18 protein-coding genes are annotated in these 17570 nt (G+C 72.1%); 13 read left to right on the forward strand and 5 right to left on the reverse strand.

The window, feature by feature from the left end:
* The first annotated feature begins 6 nt into the window (after nt 1-6).
* The 6 genes from ACZ79I_RS04495 (at nt 7) to ACZ79I_RS04520 (ending at nt 5411) form a co-directional block, all read left to right on the forward strand.
* Complete coding sequence (locus ACZ79I_RS04495) at nt 7-1236, forward strand: NAD(P)/FAD-dependent oxidoreductase (protein ID WP_471494271.1); 1230 nt, start codon at nt 7-9, stop codon at nt 1234-1236.
* 154 nt (nt 1237-1390) lie between these two features.
* Nucleotides 1391-2776: an MBL fold metallo-hydrolase gene (locus ACZ79I_RS04500; RefSeq protein ID WP_471494273.1), complete on the forward strand. Its 1386-nt coding sequence runs from the start codon at nt 1391-1393 to the stop codon at nt 2774-2776.
* Nucleotides 2777-3065: 289 nt separating this feature from the next.
* Nucleotides 3066-4031, forward strand: a complete 966-nt coding sequence (locus ACZ79I_RS04505) for a sulfite exporter TauE/SafE family protein (RefSeq protein ID WP_471494275.1) — start codon at nt 3066-3068, stop codon at nt 4029-4031.
* Nucleotides 4032-4107: 76 nt separating this feature from the next.
* Nucleotides 4108-4377, forward strand: coding sequence for a metal-sensitive transcriptional regulator (locus ACZ79I_RS04510; RefSeq protein WP_471504756.1), 270 nt, complete (start codon nt 4108-4110; stop codon nt 4375-4377).
* Between the two features lie 55 nt (nt 4378-4432).
* Nucleotides 4433-4741 (forward strand): three-helix bundle dimerization domain-containing protein, encoded by a 309-nt coding sequence (locus ACZ79I_RS04515; protein ID WP_471494277.1) that lies wholly within the window; start codon nt 4433-4435, stop codon nt 4739-4741.
* A gap of 67 nt (nt 4742-4808) precedes the next feature.
* Nucleotides 4809-5411 (forward strand): class I SAM-dependent methyltransferase, encoded by a 603-nt coding sequence (locus ACZ79I_RS04520; protein ID WP_471494278.1) that lies wholly within the window; start codon nt 4809-4811, stop codon nt 5409-5411.
* Between the two features lie 46 nt (nt 5412-5457).
* Here ACZ79I_RS04520 and ACZ79I_RS04525 read toward each other — a convergent pair whose 3' ends face one another.
* The gene (locus tag ACZ79I_RS04525; protein ID WP_471494280.1) at nt 5458-6135 is read right to left on the reverse strand and encodes a peroxiredoxin; all 678 of its coding nucleotides are present in this window, start codon (nt 6133-6135) and stop codon (nt 5458-5460) included.
* A gap of 271 nt (nt 6136-6406) precedes the next feature.
* Between ACZ79I_RS04525 and ACZ79I_RS04530 the strand changes: the two genes are divergently transcribed.
* The 4 genes from ACZ79I_RS04530 to ACZ79I_RS04545 all read left to right on the forward strand — a co-directional run bounded on the left by ACZ79I_RS04530 (nt 6407) and on the right by ACZ79I_RS04545 (nt 9356).
* On the forward strand, nt 6407-6859 hold the full coding sequence (locus ACZ79I_RS04530; RefSeq protein WP_471494282.1) for an OsmC family protein: 453 nt from the start codon (nt 6407-6409) through the stop codon (nt 6857-6859).
* Nucleotides 6856-8601, forward strand: coding sequence for an aminotransferase class V-fold PLP-dependent enzyme (locus ACZ79I_RS04535; RefSeq protein WP_471494284.1), 1746 nt, complete (start codon nt 6856-6858; stop codon nt 8599-8601). The genes ACZ79I_RS04530 and ACZ79I_RS04535 overlap by 4 nt, the downstream gene beginning before the upstream one ends.
* The gene (locus ACZ79I_RS04540; RefSeq protein WP_471494286.1) at nt 8583-8954 is read left to right on the forward strand and encodes a thioredoxin family protein; all 372 of its coding nucleotides are present in this window, start codon (nt 8583-8585) and stop codon (nt 8952-8954) included. The genes ACZ79I_RS04535 and ACZ79I_RS04540 overlap by 19 nt, the downstream gene beginning before the upstream one ends.
* 114 nt (nt 8955-9068) lie before the next feature.
* Nucleotides 9069-9356 (forward strand): metal-sensitive transcriptional regulator, encoded by a 288-nt coding sequence (locus ACZ79I_RS04545; RefSeq protein ID WP_471494288.1) that lies wholly within the window; start codon nt 9069-9071, stop codon nt 9354-9356.
* Nucleotides 9357-10226: 870 nt separating this feature from the next.
* Here the strand turns inward: ACZ79I_RS04545 and ACZ79I_RS04550 are convergent.
* The 3 genes from ACZ79I_RS04550 to ACZ79I_RS04560 form a co-directional block, all read right to left on the reverse strand.
* Nucleotides 10227-10796, reverse strand: coding sequence for a hypothetical protein (locus ACZ79I_RS04550; RefSeq protein WP_471494290.1), 570 nt, complete (start codon nt 10794-10796; stop codon nt 10227-10229).
* A gap of 3 nt (nt 10797-10799) precedes the next feature.
* Complete coding sequence (ctaD, locus tag ACZ79I_RS04555; RefSeq protein WP_471494292.1) at nt 10800-12500, reverse strand: aa3-type cytochrome oxidase subunit I; 1701 nt, start codon at nt 12498-12500, stop codon at nt 10800-10802.
* 195 nt (nt 12501-12695) lie between these two features.
* Nucleotides 12696-13355 carry a vitamin K epoxide reductase family protein gene (locus tag ACZ79I_RS04560; protein ID WP_471494293.1) on the reverse strand — a complete coding sequence of 220 codons (660 nt, stop codon included), beginning with the start codon at nt 13353-13355 and terminating at the stop codon, nt 12696-12698.
* Between the two features lie 708 nt (nt 13356-14063).
* Here ACZ79I_RS04560 and ACZ79I_RS04565 point away from each other — a divergent pair.
* Both ACZ79I_RS04565 and ACZ79I_RS04570 read left to right on the forward strand, forming a co-directional pair.
* Entirely contained in the window at nt 14064-14561 is a 498-nt protein-coding gene (locus ACZ79I_RS04565) for a hypothetical protein (protein ID WP_471494295.1), read from the forward strand.
* On the forward strand, nt 14558-14977 hold the full coding sequence (locus ACZ79I_RS04570) for a pyridoxamine 5'-phosphate oxidase family protein (RefSeq protein WP_471494296.1): 420 nt from the start codon (nt 14558-14560) through the stop codon (nt 14975-14977). The genes ACZ79I_RS04565 and ACZ79I_RS04570 overlap by 4 nt, the downstream gene beginning before the upstream one ends.
* 48 nt (nt 14978-15025) lie before the next feature.
* Here the strand turns inward: ACZ79I_RS04570 and ACZ79I_RS04575 are convergent, their stop codons facing one another.
* The gene (locus ACZ79I_RS04575) at nt 15026-16264 is read right to left on the reverse strand and encodes a PP2C family protein-serine/threonine phosphatase (protein WP_471494298.1); all 1239 of its coding nucleotides are present in this window, start codon (nt 16262-16264) and stop codon (nt 15026-15028) included.
* A gap of 271 nt (nt 16265-16535) precedes the next feature.
* Between ACZ79I_RS04575 and ACZ79I_RS04580 the strand changes: the two genes are divergently transcribed.
* Complete coding sequence (locus ACZ79I_RS04580; protein ID WP_471494299.1) at nt 16536-17498, forward strand: lysylphosphatidylglycerol synthase transmembrane domain-containing protein; 963 nt, start codon at nt 16536-16538, stop codon at nt 17496-17498.
* Nucleotides 17499-17570 lie beyond the last annotated feature (72 nt).

Here is a 17570-nt window from a genome sequence, read left to right on the forward strand (position 1 = left end):
TCCGCCATGGCCGCCACCCCCTCGTCCGCAGGAGGGCCGATCGCCGGCCGCCACCGCGTCGCCATCATCGGCGGCGGTAGCGGCGGCATCAGCGTCGCCGCTCGCCTGCGCCGAGCCGGCATCAGCGACATCACCGTCGTCGAACCGTCCGACACGCACTGGTACCAACCGCTGTGGACGCTGGTCGGCGGGGGTCAGGCGCCCCTGAGCGCCAGCCGCCGCCCCGAGGCGTCGGTCATGCCGGACGGAGTGCACTGGATCCGCCGGCACGCCGTGGCCGTCGACCCCGACGCCTGCACGGTGACGCTCTCCGGCGGCGACGAGATCACCTATGAGTACCTGGTGATGGCACCCGGCCTCCAGCTCGACTGGAGCGGCGTGCCCGGGCTCGCCGAGGCGGTCGGCCATGACCGCGTGAGCAGCAACTACTCCTCCGAGTACGCCCCGCGCACCTGGGAGCTGATCAAGAACCTGCGCTCCGGCACCGCGGTGTTCACCCACCCGGCGGGGCCGCTGAAGTGCGGCGGCGCCCCGCAGAAGATCGCGTACCTGGCCGCCGACTACTGGCGCAAGCAGAAGGTCCTCGACCAGATACGGGTCATCCTCGTCATCCCCGACCCCGCCATGTTCAAGGTGCCCGAGTGGACTCGGACGCTGGAGAAGGTGGCCGCCCGCTACGGGATCGAGGTGCGGCTCCAGTCCGAGATGACCGCCGTCGACGGGGACCGCCGCGAGGTCACGATCACCGACCACGCGAGCGGGGTCAAGGAGACGATCTCCTACGGCCTGCTGCACGCCGTACCGCCGCAGAGCGCGCCCGACTGGGTCAAGTCGAGCCCGCTCGCCGACCCGGCGAGCCCGTTCGGGTTCATCGCTGCGGACAAGTACACCCTGCAGCACCCCGAGTACCCGAACGTCTTCTCGGTCGGCGACGTGGCGAACGTGCCCACGTCGAAGACCGGCGCGGCCGTGCGCAAGCAGGCGCCCGTCGTGGTCGCCAACCTGCTCGCCGTGATGAACGGCAAGACCCCGGCGCACCGCTACGACGGCTACACCTCCTGTCCGCTGGTGACCGCCCGCGACAAGATGCTGCTGGCCGAGTTCGACTACGACCTGAAGCCCAAGCCCTCGTTCCCCGTGATCAACACGTTCAAGGAGCGTCGCGACATGTGGGTGTTCAAGCGGTACGTGCTGCCGCCGGTGTACTGGCACGGCATGCTCACCGGCCGCCTCTGACTGGTCGGCCCGGGTTTCCCCCGGCCCGGGCCGACCCCTTGACCAGCCCTTCGGCAGAACGGGTTCCGTTCGGCGAGAAGGGTGCATCCTGCCTCGATATATACCCCCTGGGGTATTACCCCCGGGATCCGTCCGACATGGAGGTCAACCGACCATGTTCTTCGCCCAGTACTACCTCGACTGCCTCTCCCACGCGTCGTACCTGGTCGCCGACGAGACCACCGGCAAGGCCGTCGTCATCGACCCTCGCCGCGACGTCTCCGAGTACCTCACCGACGCCGAGGCCCACGGCTTCACCATCGAGGGCGTCATCAACACCCACTTCCACGCCGACTTCCTCGCCGGCCACCTGGAACTGGCCGACCGCACCGGCGCCTGGATCGGCTACGGGCAGCGCGCCGAGGCCGAGTACCCCATCCGCAAGCTGACCGACGGCGAGCGGATCAGCCTCGGCGACGTCACCCTGCAGATCATGGAGACCCCGGGCCACACCCCCGAGTCGATCAGCATCCTCGTGTACGAGCACGCGGACGACGCCGTGGCCTACGGCGTGCTCACGGGTGACGCGCTGTTCATCGGTGACGTGGGCCGCCCCGACCTGCTGGCCTCGCTCGGCGTCACGGCCGACGAACTCGGCAAGATGCTCTACGACAGCATCCAGAGCAAGCTGATGGGCCTGCCCGACGAGGTACGGGTCTTCCCCGCCCACGGCGCCGGGTCCGCCTGCGGCAAGAACCTCTCCACCCAGCGCCAGTCCACCATCGGCGAGCAGCGCGCCACCAACTACGCCTGCCGTCCGATGGGCCAGGATGAGTTCGTGGCCCTGGTGACCGAGGGACAGCCCTCCGCACCCGCGTACTTCGTCTACGACGCGATCCTCAACCGCAAGGAGCACGGCCTGTTCGACCCGGCCGCCGCGCCGCGGCCGCTGTCCACGGAGGAGTTCATGGAGCGGCGCGCCGCCGGAGCGGTCGTCGTCGACACGCGCTCCACGCAGGACTTCGCCACCGGGCATCTGCGCGGCTCGGTCAACGTGCCCGCGGACGGCCGGTTCGCCGAGCAGGCGGGCATGGTCGTCGGCCCCGACGAGGAGGTCGTGGTGGTCGCGCCGCAGGACCGCGAGGAGGAGATCGTCACCCGGCTGGCCCGGATCGGCTTCGACAAGGTCGGCGGCTACCTGCGCGAGCCGGAGGGCGCCTTCATCGTGCTGGCCGACGAGATGCAGCAGTCCAGCCGTATCACGGTCGACGAACTCCACCGGGCGCTGCAGGGCGACGAGCCGCCGGTGGTCCTCGACGTCCGGGGCGGCGGCGAGCGCGAGGAGGGCTTCATCGAGGGCTCGCTGCACATCCCGCTGGCCGAGGTGGGCCGCCGGATGGACGAGATCCCGGCCGACCGTCCGCTGGTCGTCCACTGCGCGGGCGGACTCCGCTCGTCCATCGCCGTCAGCCTGCTGCGGCACAAGGGCCGCGCCGACGTCTCCGACCTGATCGGCGGCTACGGCGCCTGGCTCGCCCAGCCCGCCACGGCAGACGCCTGACCGGACCGGGGGGCGGCGGCCGGAGACCGGCCGCCGCCCCCCGGCGGGGCGCATCCCGCCCGTCAGCCGGCCGCTCTGCGGCAGCAAGGAGTTCCGCCCGTCAGCCGGCCGCTCCGCGGCAGCAAGGAGTTCCGCCCATGATCTCCCAGGCCCACGCCTCGCAGGGATCGCACAACTCACAAGCCTCAGACGCCTCATCAGCCTCACATACGTGTGCCTCGCGTGCCTCGCGTGCCTCGCGGCAGGCCCTCACCAGCGCCGGACTCCCCCCGGCCGCGCGAGGCGCCTCATGATCGCCGTCATCATCGCCGGATCGGTGCTCATCGGCATCAGCCTCGGCGTCCTGGGCGGCGGCGGCTCCATCCTGACCGTGCCCATCCTGGTGTACCTGGCCGGAATGGAGACGAAGGCGGCCATCGCCACCTCACTGTTCGTCGTGGGCGTCACCAGCGCCGCCGGTGTCGTCTCGCACGCCCGCGCCGGACGCGTCCGCTGGCGCACCGGGCTGCTGTTCGGCCTCGCCGGCATGACCGGCGCCTACGCGGGCGGACGAGTGGCCGAGTTCGTCCCCGGCAGCGTGCTGCTCGTGGCGTTCGCCCTGATGATGATCGCCACCGCCGTCGCCATGATCCGCGGCCGGCGCGGGGAGCCGAAGCAGGTCCACCACGAACTCCCCGTGGTCCACGTTCTGCTGGACGGCATCGTGGTCGGCCTGGTCACCGGTCTGGTGGGCGCGGGCGGCGGCTTCCTGGTCGTCCCGGCGCTCGCGCTGCTGGGCGGGCTGCCGATGGCGGTCGCTGTGGGCACCTCGCTGCTGGTCATCTCCATGAAGTCGTTCGCGGGGCTGGCCGGTTACCTCGCCAGCGTGCACATCGACTGGGGACTCGCGACCGTCGTCACCGCCGCAGCCGTCGTCGGCAGTCTGGTCGGCGGCCGCCTCGCCGGGCGCATCCCGCAGGACGCCCTGCGCAAGTCCTTCGGCTGGTTCGTCGCCGTCATGGGCGTCTTCGTACTGGGACAGCAGGCGGGCCCCCAGCTGCTCGACTTCCTGTCGGCCGACCCGTTGATCTGGACCGGCACGGCCACGGCCGTGGGGCTCCTGTTCAGCTGGTACATGCTCCAGCGCGCCAAGCGGGCGCGGGAGCGGCAGAGCGACTCGGCGGCCCGGCCCGTCGGCTCGCCCGGGTCGCGTGCGGCCGGGTCCGCCGACGGCGACGGCCGGCCCGCCGACTCCTCGGACCCGGTCCTGCCGTGACCGTCTCCGTGCACCACGGGGGTGTGTTGATCTCATCGACCGGCCCTGAGGAGGTGTCCGCGTGGACACGAAAGGCCTGAACACCGAAGAAGACGCGGCGACCGAGGTGCTCAACCGGTTGTGCCGTGCGCAGGGGCAGCTGGCCGGAGTCATCGCCATGATCAGGGCGGGGCGCGACCGCAAGGACGTCGTCACCCAGCTCGCCGCGGTCTCCCGGGCCCTCGACCGGGCCGGTTTCAAGATCGTGGCCAGCGGGATGCGGCAGTGCCTCAACCAGCAGTCCCACGGGCAGATCCCGCCGATGACCGAAACCGAGCTGGAGGAGCTGTTCCTGACCCTGGCCTGAGCCCCGGCAGGGCCCGCGCTCACCCCCAGCATACCCCCAGGGGTATACTGGGGGCATGGCCAGGATCACAGGTGACAGCGCACCGCCGTCCGCCGAGCGGGGCGGCCACTGCCGGGACACCCGACCGGTCGGCCCCTTCACACCGGAGGCGGAACGCCGCGCCCGCGACGACGTCCGGGCCCGGCTCGCGCGCAGGCGCCCGGACGTTCCCTCCGACCTCCTGACCGCCACGGTGGCCGAGGAGTTCGAGCGCTTCGCCCAGGCTCCCCTCCGTCACTACGTGCCGGTCCTGGCCTTCAAGCGCGCACTGGGGCGGCTGGCGCGGCGGTTCCCGGAACCGGACGGCACGGGCGATCGGCCGTAGGCCGTTCCGGAGTGCGTGATCGACCGGGAAGAGGGCTCCGCACGCGCGGAGGGACGAGGAGCACAGCATGGACGCAGCGGGCTGGGACGAGCGCTACCGGGACGCCGAGCTGGTGTGGTCGGCGCGGCCCAACCGGTTCGTCGAGCAGGAACTGGCCGGACTCGAGCCCGCCGGGCGCGCGGTGGACCTGGCGGCCGGGGAGGGACGCAACGCGGTCTGGCTCGCGGAGCGGGGCTGGGAGGTGGACGCCGTGGACTTCTCCGCCGTCGCGCTGGCGAAGGCGGAACGACTGTCCGCCGAGCGCGGGGTCGGGCTGCGCACCGTCTGCGCGGACCTGACGGCCTGGCAGCCCCCCGAGGCGGCGTACGGCTTGGCTCTGGTCGCCTATCTGCACCTCCCGTGGCCGCAGATGCAGGAGGTGCTGCGCCTGGCCGCGCGGGTCGTACGGCCGGGCGGCACGCTGCTGCTCGTCGGCCATGACGCCACCAACCCGGAGCACGGCCACGGCGGCCCGCGGGATCCGCATGTGCTCTACACCGCCGAGCAGGTCGCCGCCCTGTGGCGGCCGCACGCCCGCATCCTGCGGGCCGGGGCCGTCACCCGGCCGGTGGCCGGCGGTGACGGCTCGTTCACGGCCGTCGACGCTCTCGTGCGCGCCACACGCACCTGACCGTGCCGGCAGGTACGGCGCCGGACGGTCAGGACCGCGGTGGTGGTCAGGCGGACGTCCCGGGCTTCGACGCCAGGTACCAGTCCGTGAGCTTGACGCTGCCGTCGGCCAGCCGGGCGTCCACCTCCGCCTGGGTCTTGGGGGCCCCGAGGACGACGTCCTCGCCGGGGCGCCAGTTGGCCGGGCAGGCGACGCCGTCGCGGTCGGAGGTCTGCAGGGCGTCGAGGAGCCGCAGGATCTCGGGGATCATCCGTCCGGCGTTCATCGGGTAGTACAGCACCGCTCGCACGGTCTGCTCCGGGTCGATGACGAAGACCGCGCGCACGGCGGCGGTGCCCGACGTGTTCGGGTGGAGCATGCCGTAGGCGCGCGAGACGGACGTGTCCAGGTCGGCGATGATCGGGAACGGGACGCGTACGCCCAGCTTCTCCTCGATCGCCCGGGTCCAGGCGAGGTGGCTGTGCACCGAGTCGACGGAGTTGCCGAGCAGGGCGGTGTTGCGGGCCGCGAACTCGTCGGCGAGCTCCGTGAAGGCGACGAACTCGGTCGTGCACACCGGCGTGAAGTCCGCCGGGTGGCTGAAGAGGACGAGCCACTGGCCTGCGTAGTCGGTCAGGCGTACAGGTCCATGGGTGGAGTCAGCCTCGAAGTACGGCGCCTTGTCGCCGATGAGGGGCAGAGTGGCCCGGGTCTCGGACGAGGCCGACTGTTCGGAGACGGTCATGAGGGGGTCCTCTCGATCCTCTATGGGAAATGACAGCACCAACAATACCCCCCTGGGTATCTTCCCGCCTGGCGGGCGGGCGGGTGGCGGGCGCGCCGGAACGGCCCCCTCCCACGGTGAAATACCCCGTAGGGTATGTCACCGCCGCGGGCCGTTCCAGGACCGAACGGCCCTGTTCACACCCCATCGGCCCCTCCGCCGGACACCCCTCCCGCGCTTCACTGGTAGCGGAAGCAGTCGACGCCGAACAGCCGAACAGGAGGACCCGGCCATGACAGGCGCACCATCGGGGACCACCGGCACCCGCGGGACGCTGGAGACGGACGCGCAGGGCTTCGAGGTCACCCATGTCGACGCGGACGCCTACGCCGTCGAGGTCCGCGGTCATCACATCCTGGTCGACCAGCCCGCGGACGTGGGCGGCACGGACACCGCGGCGACACCCACCGAGCTGTTCGCCGCGTCCCTGGCCACCTGCGTCGCCTACTACGCGGGCCGCTACCTCCACCGCCACGGCCTGGACCGCGCGGGACTGCGGGTCCGTACCGAGTTCACCATGGCCACCGATCGGCCGGCCCGCGTCGCCGCGGTCCGCATCGTGGTCGTCCCACCACCCGGACTGCCCGAGGGACGCCGCGCCGCCCTCCTCGCGGTCGCCTCGCACTGTACGGTCCACAACACGCTGCAGCAGCCGCCCGAGGTCGACATCGAGCTGGCGCCATGAGCGCCTCCCCGCCCGCGTCGCCTCTGGTGGAGCGCGTCCGCCGCGGGCTCATCGGCGACGACGAGGTGCTCGACGGCCCGTACGGTCCGCAGCGGATCGTCTACGCGGACTACACCGCCTCCGGCCGCTCCCTCGACTTCATCGAGGACTTCGTACGCGAGCACGTGCTGCCCCGTTACGGCAACACCCACACCGAGAGCTCCAGCACCGGCCTGCAGACCACCCGGCTGCGGGAGGACGCCCGCCGCATCATCCGCGACGTGGTCGGGGGCACCGACGACGATGTCGTGATCTTCTGCGGTTCGGGCGCCACCGCCGCGGTGAACAAGCTGATCGGCATTCTGGAGCTGCGGCGTACCGAGGCACTGCCGCCGGCCGAACGGCCGATGGTGTTCGTCGGCCCGTACGAGCACCACTCCAACGAGCTGCCCTGGCGCGAGTCGATCGCCGACGTCGTGGTGATCGACGAGGACGCCGACGGCCACATCGATCTCGGCCGGCTCGAATCCGAGCTGCGGCGGTACGCCTACCGCCCGCTGCGCATCGGCAGCTTCTCCGCCGCCTCCAACGTCACGGGGATCCTGACCGACACCGACCGCGTCGCGCGCCTGCTGCACGCGCACGGCGCCCTGTCCTTCTGGGACTACGCGGCCGCCGGGCCGTACGTCCCCATCCGCGTGGCCGAGAGCGCCGCGGGCGCGGGGGACCACAAGGACGCGGTCTTCCTCTCGCCGCACAAGTTCGTGGGCGGCCCGCAGACTCCGGGCGTCCTCGTCGTACGGCGTGAACTGGTCCGCAACCGGGTGCCCACCGCCCCCGGCGGCGGCACGGTCGCGTTCGTCGACCCCCTGGGCCACCGGTACCTCGACGATCCCGTGGCCCGCGAGGAGGGCGGGACCCCGGCGATCGTGGAGTCCGTCCGCGCCGGGCTGGTCTTCGCCCTCAAGCAGGCCGTGGGCACCGACACGATCCAGGCGGCCGAGGAGCGGCACTGGCGCACGGCACTGGCCCGCTGGGACCGCAACCCGGGTATCGAGATCCTCGGCAACCGCCACGCCCGGCGGCTGTCCATCGTCTCCTTCCGCATCCGGTACGGCGCACACTCCTACCTGCACCACAACTACGTCGTCGCCCTGCTCAACGACCTCTTCGGCATCCAGGCCCGCGGCGGCTGCTCCTGCGCGGGCCCGTACGGACACCGCCTGCTCGCCATCGACGCGGCCTCCTCCCACGCACTGCTGGACGAGATCAACCGCGGTTGCGACGGCATCAAGCCGGGCTGGATCCGCCTCAACTTCAACTACTTCATCAGCGACACCGTCCGCGACTACCTGATCGACGCGGTCGACCTGATCGCCGAGCACGGCCACCGGCTGCTGCCCGACTACCGCTTCGACCCCCACACCGGGCAGTGGCGCCACCGCGGCGCCCCCGCCGATCCCCCGTTGCGGCTGACCGAGGCGTGCTGCACGGCCGACGGACTCACGGTGCCCGCCTTCCACCACCGGCGGCGGGGCGAGGAGGCACTGGCGGGGCAGCTCACCCAGGCCCGCGCCCTGCTCGCCGCCCGCTCCGGCGTTCTCGACGAGGGGCCCACCAGGCTGCCGCCCGACTTCGAGCGGATGCGCTGGTTTCCGCTGCCGCCGGCCTGTCTGGAACAAAACCGCCCGGGCGAGGGTTCGGAAAAATACCCCACCGGGTATAACGAAGGAGAACGGGCAGCATGCCGACCATCGAACTGACCAAGGACAACTTCGAGGAGACCGTGACCGGCTCGGAGATCGTGCTCATCGACTTCTGGGCCGCCTGGTGCGGACCGTGCCGGACGTTCTCCCCCGTCTACGAGAAGGCCGCCGACCGCCACCCGGACATCGTGTTCGGCAAGGTCGACACCGAAGCGCAGCCGGAACTCGCCGCGGCGTTCCGGATCTCCTCCATTCCCACCCTCATGGCCGTCCGCGACCGGACCGTCCTCTACGCCCGGCCCGGTGCCCTCCCGCCGCAGGCGCTGGAGGAGCTCATCGGCAAGGTCCGGGAGGCGGACATGGACGATCTGCGCCGCGAGGCTGCCGCGCAGTCGGCGGAAGCGGGCTGATCCGCCGCGTCGCCGGCGGCCTCCTCCGGGCACCGGAGGAGGCCGCCGGCGACGCCGTACAATACCCCTAGGGGTATGGATGTCTTTCTCAGTGGTGTGCTTCAAGGAGTGGTCATGGAACTGGACCTGGTGGATACGGACCTCAAGGCTGTGCTGAACCGGCTGCGCCGCGCGCAGGGTCAGATCTCCGGCGTAATCCGCATGATCGAGGAGGGCCGCGACTGCGAGGACGTCATCACGCAGCTGGCCGCCGCCTCCCGCGCCCTGGACCGGGCCGGCTTCGCGATCATCGCCACCGGTCTCCAGCAGTGCGTCACCGACATCGATTCCAGCCGCGCCGACGGCGAAACCGCCGACCAGCTGCGTGCGCGCCTGGAGAAGCTGTTCCTGTCACTGGCCTGAACCGCACCCTCGGGTGCGAGCCCTGACCGCTCGCCGCCATCCGGGCGCTCGGGCACTCCCGCACGCCTCGGCACGAACCGCGCCCTGGCGTGAGTCCGGATGCCCGGGCCCGGCCGCCACGTCCGCCGCGCCCCCGGCGCACGACACTTGCCGCAAACTCCACGCCCGGGAGAGCCACACCCGCCGGTGCCGGCCCTCGGGGTACACCCGGCCCTCGGCATGAGCCCGGCGCACGCCACGAGCCCCGGCCCTCGCCACGAGCCCGGACGCCAGGGCGAGCAGCAACACCCGCCGTGACTCGGGAGAGCCGCACACCCGCCGGTGCCGGCTCCGGCCCTCGGGATGAGCCCGACCCTCGCCACGAGCCTGGACGCCAGGGCGAGCCGCGACGTCCGCCGTGACTCGGGAGAGCCAGACGGCCGGCATGAGGCCGGGCACTCGGACTAGCCGCGGTGCTCGGCGTGGGCCCCGACGGTGGTCGCAATCCCGGCGCTCGGGCGAGCCCGCATGACACGGCGCGAGCCCGGACACCCGGCACAGGCCGCCTGGGGCTCCGTGTGAGCGCCCCGCCCGCGGTCCCGGCCCCGGTATTGGGCCCGAACGCTCCGGCCCGGCTCCAGGACTCGCCGCGCGCCCCGACGCACCGGGCGATTCGCGAGGCACCACGCCGCCCGGCTGCCAGGGCGCCTGACGCGAGCCCCACCCGCGGCGCGAGCCCGGCGGTGCGGGCCCCGGCCCTCGGCGTCGGCCGGTCCGGGACACGGCGCGAGCCCCGGCCGAGGGCGCGGGGGCTCGCTGGTGAGGCGGGGGGCACGGCACTCGGGAACCCCGTGGGCGGAGCTTCACACCCGGCGGGGTTCCCAGGACTGTCTAGCGTGAGGGCCGCGCGTGACCCGTTGCCGTGCGACGGCGGGTCACACGGGTGGTGGTGAGGGCGATCATGAGGAACAGCCCGATGACGACGGCCGGGGCGGCCGCGGCCGTCAGCCAGGCGTGACCGTCCTCGGGCGCCGTGGTCATCAGCAGTGTCGCGATGGCCACGGACAGGACCAGCCCCGTGCCGAGGAGGGCCGCGACGGTGTACGGGGACGGTCCCCGTTCCCCGCCGGAGCCGGGGGCGATGTGACGCAGCGTCGCCCATTGAAGGGCGGCCTCGCGCTCCTCGTGCTTGCGCTGCACCCCTGCACGTGTCCACAGGCCCGCTGTGATACCCGTACCCGCGCCGGTCACGACGGCGATCACCCATCCGGTCGCGTTCGCGACCAGCAGCGGGGCGAGGGAGGCGACCGTGCCCCAGCCGGTCAGGCAGGCCGCCGCCGCAATGCGGCGGGAGTCGGGACGGTCGGCCCCCGCACGCAGGTCCGCGAGGGCGGGCAGGTACCAGACGGCACCGGCGATGGTCAGCACGGTGACGCCCAGAGCCAGGACGGCATGAGACATGGCCTACCTCGATGCCTCGAGCGCGCGGACCTCGGGGTGGTGCAGGTCGAACGCCGGGGACTCGGACCGGATCTGCGGCAGGGACGAGAAGTTGTGCCGCGGCGGCGGGGAGGAGGTGGCCCACTCCAGCGAACGGCCGTAGCCCCACGGGTCGTCGACCTCGACGCGCTTGCCGTACTTCGCCGTCTTCCAGACGTTGTAGAAGAACGGCAGCATCGACAGGCCGAGCAGGAACGACCCGATGGTGGAGACGGTGTTGAGCGCGGTGAAGCCGTCGGCCGCCAGGTAGTCCGCGTACCGGCGCGGCATGCCCTCGACACCCAGCCAGTGCTGGACCAGGAACGTCAGGTTGAAGCCGACCGTGAGCGTCCAGAAGGTGATCTTGCCGAGGCGCTCGTCCAGCATCTTGCCGGTGAACTTGGGCCACCAGAAGTGGAATGCCGCGAACACCGCGTAGACGACCACACCGAACAGCGTGTAGTGGAAGTGCGCGACGACGAAGTACGTGTCGGACACGTGGAAGTCCATCGGAGGCGAGGCCAGGAAGATGCCGGTCAGTCCGCCGAAGACGAAGGTGACCAGGAAGCCGGTCGCATACAGCATCGGTGTCTCGAAGGAGAGGCTGCCCTGCCACATGGTGCCGATCCAGTTGAAGAACTTCACCCCGGTCGGGACCGCGATGAGGAACGTCATGAAGGAGAAGAAGGGCAGGAGCACACCGCCCGTGACGTACATGTGGTGCGCCCACACCGACATGCTCAGGCCGGCGATCGAGATCGTCGCGCCGATCAGGCCCATGTAGCCGAACATCGGCTTGCGGGAGAAGACCGGGATGATCTCGGAGACGACACCGAAGAACGGCAGCGCCAGGATGTACACCTCGGGGTGGCCGAAGAACCAGAACAGGTGCTGCCACAGCAGCGCCCCGCCGTTGGCCGGGTCGAAGATGTGGCTGCCGAACCGGCGGTCCAGCTCCAGCCCGAACAGCGCCGCGGCCAGGACCGGGAAGACCAGCAGGACCAGCACGGCGGTGAGCAGCACGTTCCACGTGAAGATCGACATGCGGAACATGGTCAGGCCCGGTGCCCGCATGCAGACGATCGTGGTGATGAAGTTGACCGCGCCGAGGATCGAGCCGAAGCCGGAGAGCGCCACGCCCATGATCCAGAAGTCGGCGCCGATGCCCGGCGAGTGGACGGCGTCCGACAGCGGGGCGTACAGGAACCACCCGAAGTCGGCCGCGCCGTCAGGGGTGAAGAAGCCGGCCGCCGCGATCGAGGAGCCGAACAGGAACAGCCAGTAGGCGAGCATGTTCAGACGCGGGAACGCCACGTCCGGCGCGCCGATCTGCAGCGGCATGATCCAGTTCGCGAGGCCGGTGAACATCGGCATCGCGAACAGCAGCAGCATGATCGAGCCATGCATGGTGAAGGCCTGGTTGAACTGCTCGTTCGACATGATCTGCAGGCCTGGCCGGGCCAGTTCCGCGCGCATCACCAGGGCCAGCAGGCCGCCCACGATGAAGAAGACGAACGCGCTGACCAGATACATCGTCCCGATCTTCTTGTGATCGGTGGTCGTCAGCCATTCCACCCACGACGGCCTGCCAGCCGCGTGTTCGGTGGATCCGGTTGGCTCGTGGAGCGCCGGGCCTATGCCCGCCCCCTCCGAGCTCGTCACATGTCTTGTCTGTACCTCGTCCACCGGACGGTGTCCTCCCCATCGGTTCGTGTCGCCGACGAGCCGGGAAGTGCCGTGGTGCGGGAAAGGACAACGCGACGCTTCCCGGCCGCCGCCACATGATCGTCCGAGGGACCCGGGGGCCGGATAGGGCCGAACAGTCCCAGCCACGACCTGCGCTTGGGCCGAACGGCCCTGTTACGCCGGGCCGCCCCCGTTTCAGAGCAGCGTCTGCCAGTACGACCAGAAGCGGGTGGTGATCAGCATCACGATGCTGAGGTACCAGGCCACCGGCACCGCCCAGTGGAACTCGAGCGCGCCGGCGACCACTCCTCGCGGGGCCGGGAGGATCCCGTGCCGGAGGTTGTGCACGGTCGTGTACCAGAACATCGCGATGGTGGCCGCCCAGGCGAGGCAGCACCACAGGCACAGGGCGCCGATCTCGTACAGCGCCTGGGACATCAGCCACATGCAGAAGGCCGTGCCCAGCAGCGTGCCCAGGTTCAGCCCGAGCCAGAACCAGCGGCGGAACCGGGCTCCCGCCAGCAGGGCCAGGCCGACGGCCGCGACCACCGGGTAGGCGATCAGGCCGGCCAGCGGATTGGGGAACCCGAACACGGACGCCTGGTCGCTGCGCATCACGTTCGAGCACGACACCACGGGGCTGAGGTTGCAGGACGGCGAGAAGGCCGGGTCCTGGAGCAGTTCGAACTTGTCGATGGTGATGACGAAGGAGGCGAGCACGCCGAGCGCGCCGGTCACGATCAGCAGCCAGGCCAGGGCGCGCCCGGCGCCGATCGCCCCCCGGGGCGTGATCTCCCGCTGACCTCCCTCCCGGTCGTCGGTGGTGCGGTGCGGGGTGGTGCTGCTGGTCGTCATAAGGGCTGGTCCGCCTTGCTGGTGTTCCGGGTGGGCCGCGGGCCCACGGTGGATGGGGGGTGGCCGGGGCCGGGTATCGGGGGGACCGCCCTCCGGGCGGGAACCGCCGTGCCCCGCGACCGCGGGGCGCGGCGCGGCGCGCGGGGCTGCGCGGGCACACCCGCGGGACCCGCGTGCCCGGCCACCGCGCTCATCGCTCCACCCGTTTCCCCGCCTGCGGCGGCTTCCCGTCGGTCCTCGCGCCTCAGGGCCCGTACGTGCCGTCCCGGTGCGGGACCGCCGTCCGAGCCCATGGGCGGTGGCTCCGGCCCGGGTCGCCGGGCGGGGCCGCGGCGCCAGTGAAGTCGGTGCGTCCCGGCGGCGGCAAGGGCCGAAGGGCCCCGTCCGCAGGGCGGGACGGGCAGGGGTCCACCACCCGCCCGGCGGTTGACATATCGGGGCAATATCGGACGAGCGTCGTCCGGGGCACACGGGACCACACCTGTGCAAGGGCCATACGGCCTCTTATTCGGCCCGGGCGGCCCTGGCACATCGCGGCACACCTGTTGACGATCACCTCATGCTCGCGGCCGCGTCCGCTCCCGCGCGCGCCCGCCTACGGGACGCCGGCGGGCCGACGCTTCCGGGCGCGCTGCTCGAAAACCTCTTCCATCAGGAAGTCGGACGTCGTCATGACCGCCGTGCGGTCGGAAGAAAGGACAGGCAGGAGTGATCGCTGTCGTGGGACATCCCGATCTCACCGTGCCGACGCTCACGCTGCTCGAAGAGGAACTGCGCACACGGCTGGCCGAGTTCGCCCGGGCGGGCAAGGCCGGGCTGGTACGTGCCGGTCATGGACTGCCGCTCGCGTTCGGACGTGCCGCCCGCAAGGCGGGGATGGCCCTGGTGACCGTGCTCCCGGCGCGCAACGGCGTGCCGGCCCAGCTCGCCGAGCCCGACCGCAAGGCCGCCGGTGAACTGCTGCTCCTCTCCGAACAGGTGCGCCTGCTGGAATACGATCCGGCGGACCGGGGTGCCTGCGTGGGCGCGGACGAGAACCTGCTGCGCTCCTGCGTCCGCCTGCTGGCGGTGTGGGACGGCTCCCCGTCCAACGGCCGGGACGCGACGGCCCACCTGGTGGCCTTCGCCCGCAGCCACGGCGTCGACGTCGAGGTCCTGTGGCCCGACGGCGCCGAACACGCCGGTGCCCGCAGGGAGGCCTCATGACCGTCCCGTCGTCCCCCCGCGCCCGCATGGTGGAACTGGAGCGGCACGAGTCGCTGAAGCTGCTGGCGGAGGTGCCGATGGGGCGTGTGGGCTTCACCCACCAGGCCCTTCCGGTGATCCGCCCGGTCAACCACCTCGTCACCGGCGACGGCGACATCGTCATCCGCACGCACGCGGGAGCCGCCCTGCTGAGCAGCGCGTCGGCGTCCCAGGTGGTGGTGTACGAGGCGGACCAGATCGACCTGCACACCCGCACCGGCTGGAGCGTCATGGTCACCGGCCGGGCGAGCCGTCTGACGGAGCCGCAGGCCCTGTCCCTCTACCACACCCGGCTCACACCGTGGGTGGACAGGGAGATGGAGCACATGGTGCTGATACGGGCCGAGCTGGTGACCGGCTACCGCCTGACCCACTGAGGACGGCGCCCCGTCCCGGAACAATGGCCCGCCGTCCCGCCGGCGGCGTCACAGCCGCACGACGACCAGGGCGATGTCGTCGCGGGCTCCGCCGGCCACGCCGAGCTGGGCCAGCAGCGCGTCGGCCAGGCGCTCCGGGCTGAGGGTGCTGTGGCGGCCGAGGGCGTCCGTCAGGCGGTGCAGGCCCTCTTCGATGTCCTCGCCGCGGCGTTCGATCAGCCCGTCGGTGTAGACCACGAGGGTGTCCCCCGGGGTGTACGGCTGCACGGCCTGCGGACGGGGGATGTGCTGGGGCCGGGCGCCCAGGGGCGGGTCGGTGGCATGGCTCAGCAGATCGCAGCCGCCGTCCGGGTGCACCAGGACCGCGGGCGGGTGACCGGCGTTGCTGTAGATGATCAGGCAGCTGTTGGTGTCGATCAACGCCTTGACGGCGGTGGTGTTCAGCGCGCCCTCGACCGAGCGGGCGTACAGGCCCAGGACCTCCAGGGCCTGGGAGGGCCGCTCCAGCGCGCGGATGGCCGCGCTCAGCGCGCTGCGGAGCATGCCCATGACGGCGGCGGCCTCCAGTCCGTGGCCGACCACGTCGCCCACCGCCACCGCGAAGCGGCCGCCCGGCAGGTCGACCACGTCGTACCAGTCGCCGCACACGTTCAGCGAGCCGGTGGCGGGCAGGTAGCGCACCGCGACGTTCTCGTGCTGGGCCAGGTCGGGCGACTGGAGCATGGCCTCCTGCAGCGCGACCGCCACCTGACGCTCCCGGGTGTGGGCCTGCCGCAGCTCGTCGTTCAGCCGCTGCAGCTCGCGCGCCCGCGCGTACAGCTCGGCCTCCAGGGCCTCCCGCTCGGTCAGCTGCTTGGCCGGGGGTCCGCCCCCGGAGCTGTGGGTCTGGACGTACGCCGTCACGTCCTCCACCCGGTGGATGATCCACGCCACGCTCCCGTCCGGTCTGAGGATCGGCGTGTTGATCGGGGACCACCAGCGCTCCTCGAACGCGCCGGAGAAGCCCGCGAGGGGGATGTCGTACTTCTGCAGCGCCATCGTGTCGGGCTCCCGGGTGGTCAGGACCCGGTGCAGCGAGGCGTTCAGATTCCGCACCCCGTCGGCCTCCGGGTCGGCCGGGTTGTCCGGGAACGCCTCGAAGATGTGCTGCCCGATGAGGTCCTCGCGGGTCCGCCTGGTCGCGTCCAGGTATGCCTGGTTCACCTCCACGATCACCAGGTCCGGGCCGAGCACCAGGTAGGGGCTCGGTGTGGCGGCGAACAGCGCCGCGTAGTCCAGCCCTGGCATCGTCACCGTCTCCCTTCCCGTCCCTCCCCCACGGGCCCCCGCAGGCCGCCCGTCTCCCTTCACGCTACGGTCCGGCCAGGTCGGCCGCCCCCCGGGCGCCCCGCGCCGGCGCCGCCGCCGTTGAGACGGCCCGGCCGGAGCGCACGTACGACTCCGTATGGCCACCACCGCAGCCCCGCACCCGGTCCCTCCCGGGCCTTGCCCGGCGTGTCAGCCGCCGTCCCCGCGCCCGCAACCTCCCGTTGGTGCGGCGCGGGGAACCTCTGCCGATGTGACTGCCGTACGTCTCCCCCAGGACCTTCCCAGACGTGTTCCGGTCCGCCAGGCGCTGTGTCTGCTCCCGCTCGTCCTCGTGCTCGTGGTCGCCGTACGGCACCGGTCCGTGCTCGCGCAGGGCTTCGGCCATCTGGGGTCGGCGCGGTGGCCGTGGCTGGCGGCAGCCGTCACCGCCACCTGTCTGACCTGGGTCGCGGCCGCCTTCACCCGGCAGGGAGCGGTGGTGGAGCGGCTGCCCGCGCGCCGGCTGCTCGCCACGCAGTTCGCGGCGGGCGCGGCCAACCACCTGCTGCCGACCGGTCTGGGCGCGAGCGCCGTCAACCTGCGTTTCATGACGGTGTGCGGAGTGCCGCTCGCCCGCTCCTCGGCGGCGCTCGCGCTGTACATGCTCGCCGAGTCGACCGCCCGGATCGGTCTGCTGGTGGCCCTGGTGATCGCCTTCCCGGGGGCGCTCCACGCGGGCGGTCTCCTCCCGGCGCCGGCGACCGGCCCGCTCCTGCTCGCGGGGGTGGCCCTGGTGGGCGTCGCGGCCGCGGTGCTCCTTCTGGTCCGCCGGCTGCGGACGGCCGTGTCCTGCTTCCTGCGGACGGCGCTGGGCGAGGCCCGCTCGGTGCACGCCCGCCCGGCCCGCGCGCTCGCGCTGTGGGGCGGCTCGCTCGCCTTCCCCCTCCTGCAGGCCGCCGGACTCGCGGCCGTCGGACGGGCGCTGGCGCTGCCGGTGCCGCCGGCGCACACGGCGGTCGCGTATCTGGCGGCGACGCTCGCGGTCGCCGTCGTGCCCACCCCGGGCGGCATCGGCTCCGTCGAGGCGGCGCTCGTCGTCGCTCTGGTCGCGGCGGGCGGCCCGGCCGCCCTGGCGACGGCGGTGGTCCTGGGCTACCGGATCATCACGGTGTGGCTGCCGCTGCTGCCGGGGGCGCTGACGCTGGGCGCCCTGGTGCGGCTGAAGGTGATCTGACCCGGGCCGACCCGGCCGTACCGCGGGGTAACCTCGGCCGGGCCAGCCCCCGCCCGCCGTGTGAAAGGGACA

The organism is Streptomyces sp. PSU-S4-23, assembly GCF_055632315.1.

Coding starts and splice junctions, on each gene's coding strand:
- ACZ79I_RS04550 (WP_471494290.1), bottom strand. CDS start 10,796: ATGTCTCATGCCGTCCTGGCTCTGGGCGTCACCGTGCTGACCATCGCC.
- ACZ79I_RS04530 (WP_471494282.1), top strand. CDS start 6,407: ATGACAGGCGCACCATCGGGGACCACCGGCACCCGCGGGACGCTGGAG.
- ACZ79I_RS04545 (WP_471494288.1), top strand. CDS start 9,069: ATGGAACTGGACCTGGTGGATACGGACCTCAAGGCTGTGCTGAACCGG.
- ACZ79I_RS04560 (WP_471494293.1), bottom strand. CDS start 13,355: ATGACGACCAGCAGCACCACCCCGCACCGCACCACCGACGACCGGGAG.
- ACZ79I_RS04535 (WP_471494284.1), top strand. CDS start 6,856: ATGAGCGCCTCCCCGCCCGCGTCGCCTCTGGTGGAGCGCGTCCGCCGC.
- ACZ79I_RS04505 (WP_471494275.1), top strand. CDS start 3,066: ATGATCGCCGTCATCATCGCCGGATCGGTGCTCATCGGCATCAGCCTC.
- ACZ79I_RS04500 (WP_471494273.1), top strand. CDS start 1,391: ATGTTCTTCGCCCAGTACTACCTCGACTGCCTCTCCCACGCGTCGTAC.
- ACZ79I_RS04520 (WP_471494278.1), top strand. CDS start 4,809: ATGGACGCAGCGGGCTGGGACGAGCGCTACCGGGACGCCGAGCTGGTG.
- ACZ79I_RS04575 (WP_471494298.1), bottom strand. CDS start 16,264: ATGCCAGGGCTGGACTACGCGGCGCTGTTCGCCGCCACACCGAGCCCC.
- ACZ79I_RS04540 (WP_471494286.1), top strand. CDS start 8,583: ATGCCGACCATCGAACTGACCAAGGACAACTTCGAGGAGACCGTGACC.
- ACZ79I_RS04495 (WP_471494271.1), top strand. CDS start 7: ATGGCCGCCACCCCCTCGTCCGCAGGAGGGCCGATCGCCGGCCGCCAC.
- ACZ79I_RS04515 (WP_471494277.1), top strand. CDS start 4,433: ATGGCCAGGATCACAGGTGACAGCGCACCGCCGTCCGCCGAGCGGGGC.
- ACZ79I_RS04570 (WP_471494296.1), top strand. CDS start 14,558: ATGACCGTCCCGTCGTCCCCCCGCGCCCGCATGGTGGAACTGGAGCGG.
- ACZ79I_RS04525 (WP_471494280.1), bottom strand. CDS start 6,135: ATGACCGTCTCCGAACAGTCGGCCTCGTCCGAGACCCGGGCCACTCTG.